The 13,711-nt window shown below is 69.8% G+C and carries 10 protein-coding genes and 1 tRNA gene; 7 read left to right on the top strand and 4 right to left on the bottom strand.

Features of this window, described 5'->3' with window-relative positions:
- Positions 1 to 22 precede the first annotated feature (22 nt).
- The 4 genes from LGI35_RS06360 to LGI35_RS06375 all read left to right on the top strand — a co-directional run bounded on the left by LGI35_RS06360 (position 23) and on the right by LGI35_RS06375 (position 7,022).
- Positions 23 to 2,035: a phosphocholine-specific phospholipase C gene (locus LGI35_RS06360; RefSeq protein ID WP_227292917.1), complete on the top strand. Its 2,013-nt coding sequence runs from the start codon at positions 23 to 25 to the stop codon at positions 2,033 to 2,035.
- A 212-nt stretch (positions 2,036 to 2,247) separates the two neighbouring features.
- A complete protein-coding gene (locus LGI35_RS06365) occupies positions 2,248 to 4,272 on the top strand; it encodes an ATP-binding protein (protein WP_227292918.1) in 2,025 nt (674 codons plus the stop codon).
- A 123-nt stretch (positions 4,273 to 4,395) separates the two neighbouring features.
- The gene (locus LGI35_RS06370) at positions 4,396 to 6,432 is read left to right on the top strand and encodes an APC family permease (protein WP_227292919.1); all 2,037 of its coding nucleotides are present in this window, start codon (positions 4,396 to 4,398) and stop codon (positions 6,430 to 6,432) included.
- A 113-nt stretch (positions 6,433 to 6,545) separates the two neighbouring features.
- Entirely contained in the window at positions 6,546 to 7,022 is a 477-nt protein-coding gene (locus tag LGI35_RS06375; RefSeq protein ID WP_227292920.1) for a F0F1 ATP synthase subunit B family protein, read from the top strand.
- Between the two features lie 70 nt (positions 7,023 to 7,092).
- On the opposite strand, the gene LGI35_RS06380 is transcribed toward LGI35_RS06375, so the two are convergent.
- Positions 7,093 to 7,166, bottom strand: a tRNA-Met gene (locus LGI35_RS06380).
- Between the two features lie 83 nt (positions 7,167 to 7,249).
- A complete protein-coding gene (locus tag LGI35_RS06385; RefSeq protein WP_227292921.1) occupies positions 7,250 to 8,614 on the bottom strand; it encodes an FAD-dependent oxidoreductase in 1,365 nt (454 codons plus the stop codon).
- 489 nt (positions 8,615 to 9,103) lie between these two features.
- On the opposite strand from LGI35_RS06385, the gene LGI35_RS06390 reads away from it, so the two are divergent.
- Positions 9,104 to 9,964 (top strand): alpha/beta fold hydrolase, encoded by an 861-nt coding sequence (locus LGI35_RS06390; protein ID WP_227292922.1) that lies wholly within the window; start codon positions 9,104 to 9,106, stop codon positions 9,962 to 9,964.
- Positions 9,965 to 10,038: 74 nt separating this feature from the next.
- On the opposite strand, the gene LGI35_RS06395 is transcribed toward LGI35_RS06390, so the two are convergent.
- A complete protein-coding gene (locus LGI35_RS06395; protein ID WP_227292923.1) occupies positions 10,039 to 10,428 on the bottom strand; it encodes a hypothetical protein in 390 nt (129 codons plus the stop codon).
- A 126-nt stretch (positions 10,429 to 10,554) separates the two neighbouring features.
- The gene (locus LGI35_RS06400; RefSeq protein WP_227292924.1) at positions 10,555 to 11,010 is read right to left on the bottom strand and encodes a MarR family winged helix-turn-helix transcriptional regulator; all 456 of its coding nucleotides are present in this window, start codon (positions 11,008 to 11,010) and stop codon (positions 10,555 to 10,557) included.
- Between the two features lie 307 nt (positions 11,011 to 11,317).
- Between LGI35_RS06400 and LGI35_RS06405 the strand changes: the two genes are divergently transcribed.
- Both LGI35_RS06405 and LGI35_RS06410 read left to right on the top strand, forming a co-directional pair.
- Positions 11,318 to 12,760, top strand: a complete 1,443-nt coding sequence (locus LGI35_RS06405; RefSeq protein ID WP_227292925.1) for an MFS transporter — start codon at positions 11,318 to 11,320, stop codon at positions 12,758 to 12,760.
- A 153-nt stretch (positions 12,761 to 12,913) separates the two neighbouring features.
- Entirely contained in the window at positions 12,914 to 13,684 is a 771-nt protein-coding gene (locus LGI35_RS06410) for an SDR family NAD(P)-dependent oxidoreductase (RefSeq protein ID WP_227292926.1), read from the top strand.
- Positions 13,685 to 13,711: the final 27 nt, after the last annotated feature.

Below are 13,711 nucleotides of genomic sequence, written 5' to 3' on the forward strand. Positions count from 1 at the left end.
CGCGTGAGACAAGGGTGAACCGATGACACCGATCAGCCGCAGAGGTTTTGTCGCACTGGGCGCCGGGATCGCCGCCGGCGCCGCGCTGCCCGCCACCAGAGCGGGCGCAGCCACCACGGGCACCGTCAAGGACGTCAAGCACGTGGTGATCCTCATGCAGGAGAACCGCAGTTTCGACCACTACTTCGGCCGCCTCAAGGGCGTCCGCGGGTTCGGTGACCGCAGCGGCATCACACTCTCCGGCGGGCAGCCCGTCTTCAACCAGCCGAACGGCCTGGGCCGCCAGTACCCGTGGAAACTCAGCTCCACCCCGGCCGCGGGCGGCGCGGACGGCGAGACGCTCGCCCAGTGCAACGGTGACCTGCCGCACAGCTGGTCCTCCCAGCACTCCGCGTGGAACAAGGGCCGGCTCGACCACTGGGTCGCCGGTGTCGGCAACGTGCGCAGCCTCGGCTACCTGGACCGCGGCGACATACCGTTCCACTACGCGCTGGCCGACAACTACACCGTGTGCGACGCCTACTTCAGCTCCACCCTCAGCGCCACCGGACCCAACCGCACCTACCTGTGGAGCGGCAAGGTCGACGGCTCCAGCCACGACGGCGGCGACGAGTCGGGGCTGACCTGGGAGACGTACGCCGAGGCGCTCCAGCGGGCCGGTGTCAGCTGGAAGGTCTACCAGAATGCCAATGACAACTACGGCGACAACGGTCTCGCCTACTTCTCGAAGATCGCCGGCGCCAAGCCCGGTGACCCGCTGCACGACCGCGGCATGTCCTCCGTCCCCGCGGTGACCGGTTCCACGCCCGACGACATCGCCGCCGCGATCAAGGCGGACGCGCTGGCCGGCAACCTCCCCCAGGTCTCCTGGGTCGTCGCCAACCAGGCGTTCTCCGAGCACCCCTACGCCCCGCCCGGCGACGGAGCCCACTTCGTGGACCTCGTCCACCGCGCCCTGGCCGCATCCCCCGAGGTGTTCGACTCGACCGTCCTCTTCCTCAACTACGACGAGAACGACGGCTTCTTCGACCACGTACCGCCGCCGTCACCTCCCGCCGGAACGCCCGGCGAGTTCCTCGACGGAACGCCCTTCGGCCTCGGCTTCCGCGTCCCGATGGTCGTCATGTCCCCCTGGACCAGGGGTGGTTGGGTCTCCTCGGAGGTCTTCGACCACACGTCCGTCCTGCGGTTCATGGAGACCTGGACGACCGCCCTCGGCACTCCGGCGACCTGCCCCAACATCAGCGCGTGGCGCCGCAAGGTCACCGGCGACCTGACGGGCGTGTTCGACTTCGCCCGGCCCGTGTACGGAATGCCGTCCGGCCTGCCCGCCACCGAGGTCATCGGGTACGACACCTGCGGCCCGCTGCCCAACCCCGCGCCCCAGACGAACGCCCTGCCCAGCCAGGAGCCCGGCACTCGCCCCGCGCGCGCCCTCCCCTACCAGCCGAACGGCAACCTCGACCACTTCGAGTTCGGTGCCGCCGGCAAGATCCTCGCGTGGTTCTCCATGGCGAACCAGGGCTCCCCGGCACGCAGCGCCGCCCACCTCTCCATCCACCCGAACGCCTACCGTGACACGACGCCGTGGCAGTACACGGTCGACGCGGGCGGCACGGCCACGGACTTCTTCAACATCGGCGCGGGCTACGGGGCGGGCGCGTACGACATCACGATGGCAGGGCCGAACCGCTTCCTGCGCCGCTTCACGGGCGACGCCACGAAGGCGGGCAAGGCGATCGAGGTCGCCGCCCGGTTCGCCGTGGAGTCCGGCACCGGCAAGACGGCCATCTGGTTCAGGATGACCAACTCGGGTTCCGCGGAAGCCCAGTTCACCATCACGTCGAACAACTACCGTTCGGACGGCCCCTGGAACTACACGGTCCCCGCCGGCGGCTCGACGGAGGACTTCTTCAACGCCGTGGCGAACCAGAACGGCTGGTACGACTTCACGATCACGTCCAGCACGGACACGACGTGGTCCCGCCGCTACACGGGCCACATCGAGACCGGCGCGGCGTCCGTCAGCGGCTGATCCCCGGAGGCGCCCGCGGCGACCGGTCGGCGGGTCGGTCGGCGGGTCGACGGTCGGTCGGGAGCACCCAGTCCGGCCGACCCGACACCGGCCCTTTCACCAGCCGACCGGTCGGTGACTGAAACTGATCGTTTTTGACCGCTTCTCGCGAGGGGGTGGGGCCGCGCGCGGCCGCACGGCAGGATGGGCCCGTGGTAGGCAATCTCCCCGTCATGATGACCAGTTTCGTCGGCCGCGACAGCGAACTGGCCGCCGTCGGGCGGTCCTTGGAGGAACACCGGCTGGTCACGCTCACCGGCAGCGGCGGTGTCGGAAAGAGCCGGCTCGCCCTGCACTTCGCCGAGGAGGTACGGGGCGCGTACGCGGACGGGATCTGGTGGGCCGACCTCTCCCATCTCTACGACGACCGGCTGTTCACCGCCACGGTCTCCGACGCCCTCGGTCTTCTGGACCACAATCCGCGGGCCCCCATCGAGGCGCTGGGCGAGTGGCTGGCCGGGCGCCGCGTCCTCCTCGTCCTCGACTGCTGCGAGCGCGTCCTCAACGCCTGCTGGGAGCTGGTGACCGAACTCCTCACCGTCGCCCCGAACCTGACCGTCCTCGCCACCAGCAGGGAGCCCCTCGGGGTCCAGGGCGAGCACTGCATCGAGGTGGCCCCTCTGTCCACGGGCGACGAGGAGGGCGGCCCCGACGAGGCGGTGCGCCTGTTCCGCGAGCGGTGCGCCACGGACGCCCCGGACGTCCCGCTCGACTCCCCCGAGGCCGCCGAGACCATCTCCCGTATCTGCCGCCGTCTCGAAGGCATCCCCCTGGCCGTCGAGCTGGCCTGCGCACGGCTGCGCGAGAGCAGCCTCGACGAGATCGCCGAGCGGCTGACGTCGCGCCTGGACACCCTCGTCGACGACACGATCTGGCCCAGGCGCCACCGCGCCCTGCGCACCGCGATCGGCTGGAGCCACGAGCTGTGCGCGCCGCTCGAACGCCTCGTGTGGGCCAGACTCTCGGTCTTCCACGGCCCGGTCGACGAGGCGGACGCCCGGTCCGTCTGCGCCGGCGGCCCTCTCGGCGCGGACGAGATCCCCACGGTCCTGGAACGGCTCGCCGACCAGTCGGTCCTGCAACGGGACGGCACCCGCTTCCGGATGCTCGACACGGTGCGCGAGTACGGCGCCCTGTGGCTCCGTGAGCTCGGCGAGCAGCACGCTCTGGCCGAGCGCCACGCCGCCCATTTCGCCGGCATCGTCGAGCAGGCCGAGGCCGGCTGGCTCAGCGACCGGCAGGTCGCCTGGTACAACCGCATCTCCGACAGTCACGCCGACGTACGCGCCGCGCTCGACCACCTCTTCACCCAGGATGCGGACACGGCCGTCGAAATGGCGGGACGCACCGGCCTGTTCTGGCCCTGCTGCGGACACCTGTACGAGTCGCGTGACTATCTGGAACGCGCCCTGCGGCTCGACACGCCCCAAGGTCCGTCCCGCACCCGCGCCCTGTGGGCGCTCGGCATCACCCTCACCCTCCAGGGCGACCACCAGACCGCCCTGCGCGTCGGTGAGGAGTGCGCCCTCGCCGCGCAGCGGGACGGCACCCCCGAATCCGTGCTCTTCGCCGCCCACACCCTCGGCCTCACGCACCTCATGACGGGGCATCCGCAGGACGCGTACGACGTCAGTGAGCACGCCCTGAACACGTGCGCCAGCACACCGCCGACCGGCGCCCCCCAGCTCTGCTGCCTGGTGATCAGGGCCTTCGCCCTCTCCGCCCTCGGCCGGCTCGACGAGGCGCACGAGAAGGCCACCAGCCTGCGCCGCCTCAGCCATGAGTACGGCGAACACTGGGCCCGGTCCTACGCGGACCACCAACTCGCCTTCATCAACCTCCTCCAGGGCCGCCCGCACGAGGCCGAGATCCACGCCCGCGCCATGCTCACCAGCAAGCACAACCTCAACGACAACCTGGGCATCGCACTCGGCCTCGACCTGCTGACCGGTGCCAACGCGGCCCAGGGCAACGGTGTCGAAGCCGCCCGCACCTCCGGCACCGGCCACGCCTACTGGCGCATGCTCGGCCACCCGAACCGCGGCACCCCGGAGCTCTCGGAGATCCGCGACCAGTGGGAACAGCAGGCCCGGAAGGCGGCCGGTGACAACGCGTACGACACGGCGTACCACCGCGCCCTGACGGACGACGCCGAACACGGCCTCGCGCACGCGCTCCAGGGGCACGCCGGTCCCTGACCCATACGAGGCGGGGGCTCGTCCCTCCCCGGACCGTAGGACCATTTGTGTACCCCGGCCCGCCGACACGTCCGCAGGCTCGAACGGTGCCACGGTCCGCCATACGCTCACGCAGTGTTCAACATGCCCGCTCTGATCAAACGCCTGGTGATCGGCCGCGCCATGCGCAGCGAGGAGCTGGGCGAGACACTGCTGCCCAAGCGCCTCGCCCTGCCGATCTTCGCCTCCGACCCGCTCTCGTCGGTGGCGTACGCGACCCAGGAGATCCTGCTCGTCCTCACCCTGGGCGGACTCGCCTATCTGCACTTCACGCCGTGGATCGCCGCGGCCGTGGTGGCGCTGATGGCGGTGGTCGTGCTCTCGTACCGGCAGGTGGTGTACGCGTATCCGAGCGGCGGTGGCTCCTACGAGGTCGCGTCCACCAACCTGGGGTCCTCGGCCGGTCTCGTGGTAGCCGCCTCGCTGCTGGTCGACTACGTGATGACGGTGGCGGTGTCCGTCGCCTCCGGTGTGGACAACATCATCTCGGCGCTCCCGGCACTCAACGACTACCGCGTCCTGCTGGCCGTCGGCTTCGTCGCCGTCCTCACCGCCATCAATCTGCGGGGCGTACGCGAGTCGGGCAAGACCTTCGCCGCACCCACGTACCTCTTCATCGGCGGCGTGCTGATCATGGTGATCACCGGCCTGATCCGGTACGCCCTGGGGGACGCGCCGGTCGCCGAGACCGCCACGTACGGCATCACGCCCCAGAAGTCCGACACACATCTCGCGGGCCTGGCCCTGGTGATGCTCGTGCTGCGCGCCTTCTCCTCGGGGTGTACGGCGCTGACCGGCGTGGAGGCGATCTCCAACGGCGTACCGGCCTTTCGCAAGCCCAAGTCCAAGAACGCCGCGGCCACTTTGGTGGCCATGGGCGTCATCGCCGTCGTCATGTTCGTCGGCGTGACGACGCTCGCGCTGATCAGCAAGGTGCACATCACGGACGACGCGTGCCGGCTGACCGGGCTCGACGGCGACTGCGGGAGCTATACGCAGCGCACGGTCATCGCGCAGGTGGCGGCCGCCGTCTTCGGCGGTGAGCACAGCGTCGGGTTCTTCTTCATCCAGGCCGCCACGGCTCTGGTCCTGATCCTGGCCGCGAACACCGCTTTCAACGGCTTCCCGATGCTGGCCTCGATCCTCGCCAAGGACCGTTTCCTGCCGCACCAGTTGCACAACCGGGGCGACCGGCTTGCGTTCTCCAACGGCATCCTCGCGCTGGCCGTCGTAGCCGCCGCGCTGCTCTGGGGCTTCAAGGCCAACGTCACCAGCCTCATCCACCTCTACATCCTGGGTGTGTTCACCTCGTTCACCCTGTCCCAGCTGGGCATGGTGCGGCACTGGAACCAGGAGCTGGCGACCGAGCACGACCCGGCGGTGCGCCGCCGCCACCACTCCGCACGCGCCATCAACTCCCTCGGCGCGTGCGTCACCGGCCTCGTCCTGCTGATCGTGCTCGTCACCAAGTTCACCGAGGGCGCCTGGCTGGCCGTTCTCGCCGCTACGGTGCTGTGGCTGATGATGCGCGGCATCCGCCGCCACTACGACACGACGTCCGCCGAGCTGGCCGTCGAGGACCCGCACGCCGAACTCGTGTCCCCCTCAAGGGTCTTGGCGATCGTCCTGGTCTCCAGGCTGCACAAGCCCACGATGCGTGCCCTGGCCTACGCGCGGGCCTCCCACCCCGACCGGCTGGAGGCGCTGACCGTGTCGGTCGACCGCGACGAGGTCGCCACCCTGCGCAAGAGCTGGGACGAATACGGCATCGACGTCCCGCTGAAGGTCATCGACTCCCCGTACCGCGAGGTGACGCGGCCCGTCGTCGAGTATGTGCGCGCCATCCGCCGGGACAGCCCCCGCGACATCGTCGCCGTGTTCATCCCGGAGTACGTGGTCGGTCGCTGGTGGGAGAACCTGCTCCACAATCAGTCGGCGCTCTGGCTCAAAAGCCGCCTTCTGTTCACGCCCGGGGTGATGGTGACGAGCGTGCCCTGGCAGCTCACCTCGTCCGCGCACGCCAACCACCCGGCCCGTCGGGCACCCGGTTCCGTGCGCCGGGGCGAACCCCAGCGCCCGCCGGCCGGTGCGGGCCGGTCACGCGGCACGGGGCACGACTGACGAACCAGGTACGCCGTCGATTCGGTGCCGCACGGCGTCACAGGGACGGCATTCCGCCAAACCTGACTCAAATGAGCGTTGGGGCGGCACACGTGAGCGGGTAGGCAGGGGGCATGTACCTTCTGCCGACGAAATTCGGACCACTCAACGCCAAGATCGACGCCCTGATGGTCGCCCTCGTCCTCTTCACCATCGTCTTCCTCTGGTTCAGGCGCCTCCTGCCCCGCATCAACCAGGTGCTGGCCGAGCGCGCCGACCGCACCGAAGGCGCCCTGGAACGCGCCGAGGCGATCCGGGCGGAGGCCTCCGCCGAACACGCCGGCGCCCAGGCCCTGCTCGCCGAGGCCCGTCGCGACGCCGCCAGGGTCACGCAGGCGGCACGCGAGGAAGGCGCGGCGCTGATAGCCGCCGCCCGTGAGGACGGACTGCGCGAACGCGAGGCGCTCCTCGCCGACGGCCAGGCGCTGATCGAGGCCGAACGGGCCGCGGCGGAGGCCGAACTGCGCCTCACCGTCCCCGAGCTGGCCGCCGAACTGGCGAGCCGCATCATCGGGGAGCCCGTCCGGGCGGCAGCGCCCACGACCCCCTGAAACACGCTCGCCGCACGGAGCCAGAACGCACCAGGGCCCGGATCCAATGGATCCGGGCCCTGGTCGGCAGTAGCGGGGACAGGATTTGAACCTGCGACCTCTGGGTTATGAGCCCAGCGAGCTACCGAGCTGCTCCACCCCGCGTCGGTAGACACCACCGTACGCCATCGGAGCAGCTACTCCTGACCACCTCCTGCCAGAACGGCAGGCACCGCTGTCGCCAAGGACTACGCGCCGCTCGCCTTGAGCATGTCCTCGCGCTCCACGATCTTCACGCGCTCGCGGCCCTCCGGCTCGCCCAGCGCCTTCTCCGCGGCGTCCAGCCGGTACCAGCCGTCCCACGTCGTATAGCGCACGTTCCGCTCGTCGAGGAACGCGTCCACGGCCTCCGGGTCGGGCGAGGTGGGCGTGCTCAGACGGCCGTTCTCGCGGTCGTCCAGGAGGCTGGCGACCGTCTCGTTGGCGTCGCCCTTGGTGTGGCCGATCAGACCCACGGGACCACGCCGGATCCAGCCGGTGACGTAGGTCGACTGCAGGTGCTCGCCGGACTCCTCGATCACCCGGCCGCCCTTGTCCGGAACGGTGCCCGACGCCAAGTCCCAGGGCAGCTTGGGGAGTTCGTCGGACAGGTAGCCCACGGCGCGGTAGACGCCCTTGACGTCCCAGTCCTTGAACTCGCCGGTTCCCTTGACGTTACCGGTGCCGTCGAGGGCGGTCCGCTCGGTGCGCAGGCCGGTCACTTCGCCGTTCTCGCCGAGGATCTCGGTCGGGGACTCGAAGAAGTGCAGGAACAGCTTGTGCGGCCGGGTGCCGACGTCGCGGATGGCCCAGTTCTCGAGCGTCTTGGCGACCATGTCGGCCTGCTTGTTGCCGCGCCGGGTCGCGATCGAGCCGTCGTCGTAGTCGATGTCCTCGGGGTCGACGATGACCTCGATGTTCGGGGAGTGGTCGAGCTCCCGCAGCTCCATCGGGCTGAACTTCGCCTGCGCCGGACCGCGGCGGCCGAAGACGTGGACCTCCAGGGCCTTGTTCGCCTTGAGGCCGTCGTAGACGTTCGGCGGGATCTCGGTCGGCAGCAGCTCGTCCGCGGTCTTGGCCAGGATGCGGGCCACGTCGAGCGCGACGTTGCCGACGCCCAGGACCGCGACCTTCTCCGCTTCGAGCGGCCAGGTCCGCGGCACATCGGGGTGACCGTCGTACCAGGAGACGAAGTCGGCAGCGCCGTAGGAGCCGTCGAGGTCGATGCCCGGTATGTCGAGCGCGCGGTCGGCCGTCGCTCCCGTGGAGAAGATCACGGCGTCGTAGAACGAGCGCAGGTCGTCCAGGCTGATGTCGCCCGGGTAGTCGACGTTGCCGAAGAGACGGATCTGCGGCTTGTCGAGGACCTGGTGAAGGGCCGTGATGATGCCCTTGATCCGCGGATGGTCCGGCGCGACGCCGTACCGGATCAGACCGAACGGCGCCGGCATCCGCTCGAAGAGGTCGATGGACACACCAGGGTCTTCGGCCACCGCGGATTTCAGCAGCGCGTCAGCGGCGTAGATACCGGCAGGGCCGGCTCCCACAACGGCTACCCGCAGAGGGCGAGGCATGATCAGGTTCCCTTCGTGGCATGGGCACTCAACGGGAATCCTAAACTAAGGCAAACCTTAGTTAGTAGTCGGGCTGGGTCTATGACCCCATAAGGCCGCCTTATGGGTTCCCATGGGTGGGCCTTATGGGTCGCCTCGGCCGCCGAGTGCCGCCCGGGTATCGCCCGGCCAGGCAGCGACTCCTCGGCCACCACGGGGAAGAGGCCGCGGCTCACACGGGCGCGTCCCTGAAGGAGCACGCCGCCGACCGAGAGTAGGGCCCTTCCGTCGGGTGACGCCGCACCGCCATCACCCCCGGCCGCCCGGCCCCGGATTCTGTTCCCGCGAGGCGCGGTCGGCTGGTAGCGTCACGTGCACGTATCCGACCGAGGAGGTGAGTCCCGTCAACGCTGTATCAGGCTGGGTGCTCTCCTCCCGCACGGTGGTGCGGTTCACCTGACATAGGTGGCTCCGGGAGTGCCCGCAGGCATCCCGAAAGGCCATGAACCTATGCGACAGTTCCCCCTCGACGACGTCACCACCTTCTCCGCGCACGACGGCACCAAGCTCGCTCACCACGCCTTCGGCGACGGAACTCCCTTGATCTGCCTGCCCGGCGGGCCCACGGACTCCGCGTATCTCGGCGATCTCGGAGGCCTGGGCGCGCACCGGCAGTTGATCAGGCTCGACCTTCGGGGCACCGGCCTGTCGGCCGTCCCGGAGGATCCGACGTCGTACCGCTGCGACCGGCTGGTCGACGACATCGAGGCCCTGCGCGAGCATCTCGGCCTGGAGCGCATGGACCTGCTCGCGCACTGCGGCGGCGCGAATCTGGCCGCCCTGTACGCGGCTCGCCATCCGGAACGCATCGGCAGGCTCGCGCTGATCACGCCCAGCGTCCGGGCGGTCGGCCTCACGATCTCCGGCGATCTGCGGACCGAGACAGCGCGGCTGCGTCGGGGCGAACCGTGGTTCCCGTCGGCGTTCCGGGCCTTGCAGGCGGTCGCTTCCGGCAACGCGACCGACGAGCACTGGAAGGCCATCGCCCCCTTCTCGTACGGCCGTTGGGACGAAACGGCACAGGCGCATCAGGCCGCCGGGGACGAGCGGATGAACATGGAGGTGGTGGCCGCCTACGGCGCCGCCGGCGCCTTCGACCCCGATGCCACGCGCACCGCGCTGGCGCGGTTCACGGCTCCGGTGTTCGTGCTGGCAGGCGAGGTCGACCTCGGGGCGCCCCCGCGCACCATGGCCGAGTTCGCGCAGCTGTTCCCGGACGCCGAGTTCGTCGTCCAGCCCGGAGCAGGACACTTCCCGTGGCTCGACGACGCGGACTGGTTCGTGACGGCCACGGCGGGCTTCTTGGGGTAGGCGGAGAAGCGCGTCCGAGGCGTCCGTGATGCTGGGAACCACGGACGAGTGACGCGAACGCACCCCTCCGTAGGTCAGTGGTCGGAGTAGCTGAAGTCGCCCACGGTCCAGGCGCTCACGTCCTGGATCGCGACGCGGTACATGCCGCCCGTCTCGGGGATGCCGACGGTGCCCTGAAGGATCCGGGCCACATGGAAGTGCAGATGGGTGGGTGCGAGGCCGTCATCGGTCTCGCCCCGCTTCTGTTCATCGGGCTTCCCGTCGGCGGTGAAGATCTCCGAGAAGGAGCCGAGGTGGTCCGAGTCCGTCAGGACCTCCGAGACGCGCTGCCTCCACACGGCCTCGGGGGCGAGGCGTCCGGTGATCACAGCACCGCTGGTCACCACAGTCAGGGACATCTGATTGCTCTGCTCGGACTCCACCATGCCGGCGATGTCGACGAGCAGTTCGTCAGGGTTCGACATGAGAGCGGATTCTAACGGCAGACGCCTCCGGGGAAGGCCCCGACGCCCCAACTTCCCCAAGCGCACGGCATCAGCGGTTCGGGCGCACCGCTCCCCCTCACTCCGTCCGGCTCACCGGCGCACACCTCACGGCCGAGGCCACGGCCGGCCGCCCAGGCGCTCGATGTCCATGTTGAAGCGCCTCAGGTAGGTGGTGAAGGCCGCGATGTCTTCGTCCGCCCAGTCGGTCATGACGCGGTCCAGGCTGCCCACGATGTGATCGCGTTCCTCGTCCAGGACGCGCGCACCCTTGTCCGTGATGCGGAACTTGCGGGCCATGCCGCCCTCGGGATCGGGAATGCGCTCCACCAGCCCGGCCCGCATCGCGGCGGCGGTCTGCCGGTTCAGGGTGGAGGCGTCGAGCCCGAACGCGTCACTGAGCTCACCGATGGACATGGGCCCCTGCACGCGAATGCGGCTCAGCAGGATGTAGGCGCTGCGCTCAAGGGTGCCGTTCTCGGGCCGCCCGCCTTTGTGGTGCACGAGTCCGTGCCGGCTGAGCAGCATCTGCTCGTACTCGAGCTCGTACGTGGGCCTGGCCATGCGTCTGCCGCCTCCTGCTGTCGTTCCGCGGCGTCGCACCGCGCGGTCGTGCGCACCCCCGGACCATCGTCGCACAGCCAAATGTAGCCACCACACAATGTGCCCCATGCATTTGATGTGTACGATGCACATCGATCCCCTCGGACATCCCGACGGACATACCGACCGGCATCCGACCGGCCACACCGCCGGCGCCCCGCAGACGCTCTGATCCCGCGGACGCCCAGATCCCCGCGGACGCCCACAACCGGCAGACATTCGAACCCCGCAGTCACCCGAACCCCGCAGACACGCAAGGAGCCCCTTGATGGACGCCCCCCAGCCGACGGCACGCGCCGGCGGCGTGGTCGCCACTCTGGCTTTCGCCGGCACCACTGCCGCGATCATGCAGACCCTGGTCACCCCGCTCATCGCGGAGCTGCCCAAGATCCTTCACACCACGTCGTCGAACGCCGCGTGGGTCATCACCGTGACCCTGCTGGTGGGAGCCGTGTGCGTGCCGGTCACCGGACGTCTCGGCGACCTGCTCGGCAAGCGCCGCATGCTGCTCGTGTGCTCGGTCCCGCTCATGGCGGGCTCCGTGGTGTGTGCGCTGTCGTCGTCCGTCGTGCCGATGATCGTCGGACGCGGCCTGCAGGGCATGGGGATGGGCATGGTGCCGCTGGGCATCGCCCTCTTGCGCGACGTGGTGGCGAAGGAGAAGCTCAGCTCCTCGATCGCCCTGGTCAGCGCGTCCATGGGCATCGGCGGCGGCCTCGGCCTGCCCATCGCCGCCGCGGTGGCCCAGTACGCCGACTGGCGTGTGCTGTTCTGGGGTTCGGCCGTCCTTTCCGTACTGATCGCCGCCCTGATCTGGTTCCTCATTCCGGACGTCCCGGCGAGCGCCAAAGGTCAGCGCTTCGACACACCCGGCGCGCTCGGCCTCGGTGTCGGCCTGGTCTGCCTTCTCCTCGCGGTCTCCAAGGGCGCCGAATGGGGCTGGGGCTCGGCGACGACGCTCATACTCTTCGCCGCGGCCGTCCTCGTGCTGCTGGGCTGGGGCTGGTGGGAGACGCGCACCCGGGACCCTCTGGTCGACCTGCGCACGACCGCCCGGCCCCGCGTGCTGTTCACGAACGTCGCCTCGATCTTCGTCGGCTTCGGCATGTACGCGAGCATGCTCGTGATCCCGCAGCTGCTCCAGTTCCCCGAGGCCACCGGCTACGGCCTGGGTCAGTCGATGCTCGCGGCCGGCCTGTGGATGGCGCCCGGCGGCATCATGATGATGATCGTCTCCCCGCTCGGCGGGAAGCTCACCGACGCCCGGGGCCCGAAGTTCACGCTCATCTGCGGTGTCCTGGTGATCGCCGCCGGATATGGTCTGTCGCTCGCGCTGATGGGCTCCGGCCTGGGCCTCATGGTGGTCTGCATGGTCATCAACAGCGGCGTCGGACTCGCCTACGGGTCCATGCCCGCGCTCATCATGAGCTCGGTGCCGCTCTCGGAGACCGCCGCCGCCAACGGCTTCAACACGCTGATGCGCTCGCTCGGCACCTCGGTCGGCGCCGCGGTGATCGGCGTGATCCTCTCCCAGATGACGACCACCATGGGCGGCTACAGCTTCAGCTCCGAGGCCGGTTTCCGTACGGCTCTGATGGTCGGCGGAGGCGTCGCGCTCGTCGCCGCGCTGATCGCCGCGGTCATCCCGGCCGTACGCGCCACCCCTGTCGAAGCGGTCACCGAACCAGCTGCCGCACCGGCCAAGGCGTAGGCCCGGCCGAGCCTCAGAATCTGGACTTGCGGGTCCAATTTCATCGGAGCAGAGTCGGCCTCACGGTCCGGATGAAGGGACCGCCGAGCCAGGTCGGGCGAAGTTCCCGACCGGCTCGGTGAGCGGGAGAACCGAGACTGAGGAGAGCCGGCCATGAGTGGACGACTGCAGGACAAGACCGCACTCGTCACGGGGTCAACGAGCAACATCGGAAAGGCGATCGCGGAGGCGTTCGCCGCCGAGAGGGCCCACGTCGTCGTGTCGGGGCGCAATCGGGAGCGCGGCGAGCACGTCGTCGAGGGCATCCGCGCGGCCGGAGGGCGGGCCGACTTCGTCGAGGCCGACCTCGACGGCAGCGCGGACGCCTCCCGCCGCCTCGCGGAGGAGGCCCGCGAGGCGCTGGGCGGGCGACTCGACGTGCTGGTGAACAACGCGGGCATCTACCCGCCCGGGACCACCACCACGACCGACGAGAAGACCTTCGACCAGGTCTACGCGGTGAACGTGAAGGCGCCCTTCTTCCTGACCGCGGATGTCGCCCCGGAGATGGCACGGAACGGTGGCGGAGTCATCGTCAATCTCGGCTCCTGGATCGCCCGCCTGGGCATCCCGGTGGGGTCGCTCTACAGCTCCACCAAGGGAGCCATGGAGACGCTCACGCGCGCGTGGTCGGCGGAGTTCGGCCCGCAAGGGGTGCGGGTGAACGCCATCTCACCCGGCGTGATCGTCCCCCGCGCGCCCGAGGGCGGCGAGCCGCACCCGGGCGAAATCATGATGAAGGGAACGCCGTTCGGCACGATCGGCACGCCCGAGGCCATCGCGCACGCCGCGGTGTGGCTTGCCTCGGACGAGTCGGCGTTCGTCCACGGTACGGTCGTGGACGTCGACGGCGGCCGCCTCGGCGCCGCCGTGATCGCCGCGTAGCACCGGCCGACGCCTGTTCCTGGCGGA

The sequence above is a fragment of the Streptomyces longhuiensis genome (assembly GCF_020616555.1).
In the GTDB taxonomy this organism is placed as follows: Bacteria; Actinomycetota; Actinomycetes; order Streptomycetales; family Streptomycetaceae; genus Streptomyces; species Streptomyces longhuiensis.

What these genes read in the sequence shown, in the direction of transcription:
- LGI35_RS06385 (WP_227292921.1), bottom strand. Translation starts at nt 8,614, where the DNA reads ATGCCTCGCCCTCTGCGGGTAGCCGTTGTGGGAGCCGGCCCTGCCGGT.
- LGI35_RS06405 (WP_227292925.1), top strand. Translation starts at nt 11,318, where the DNA reads ATGGACGCCCCCCAGCCGACGGCACGCGCCGGCGGCGTGGTCGCCACT.
- LGI35_RS06370 (WP_227292919.1), top strand. Translation starts at nt 4,396, where the DNA reads ATGCCCGCTCTGATCAAACGCCTGGTGATCGGCCGCGCCATGCGCAGC.
- LGI35_RS06375 (WP_227292920.1), top strand. Translation starts at nt 6,546, where the DNA reads ATGTACCTTCTGCCGACGAAATTCGGACCACTCAACGCCAAGATCGAC.
- LGI35_RS06395 (WP_227292923.1), bottom strand. Translation starts at nt 10,428, where the DNA reads ATGTCGAACCCTGACGAACTGCTCGTCGACATCGCCGGCATGGTGGAG.
- LGI35_RS06400 (WP_227292924.1), bottom strand. Translation starts at nt 11,010, where the DNA reads ATGGCCAGGCCCACGTACGAGCTCGAGTACGAGCAGATGCTGCTCAGC.
- LGI35_RS06390 (WP_227292922.1), top strand. Translation starts at nt 9,104, where the DNA reads ATGCGACAGTTCCCCCTCGACGACGTCACCACCTTCTCCGCGCACGAC.
- LGI35_RS06410 (WP_227292926.1), top strand. Translation starts at nt 12,914, where the DNA reads ATGAGTGGACGACTGCAGGACAAGACCGCACTCGTCACGGGGTCAACG.
- LGI35_RS06365 (WP_227292918.1), top strand. Translation starts at nt 2,248, where the DNA reads ATGATGACCAGTTTCGTCGGCCGCGACAGCGAACTGGCCGCCGTCGGG.
- LGI35_RS06360 (WP_227292917.1), top strand. Translation starts at nt 23, where the DNA reads ATGACACCGATCAGCCGCAGAGGTTTTGTCGCACTGGGCGCCGGGATC.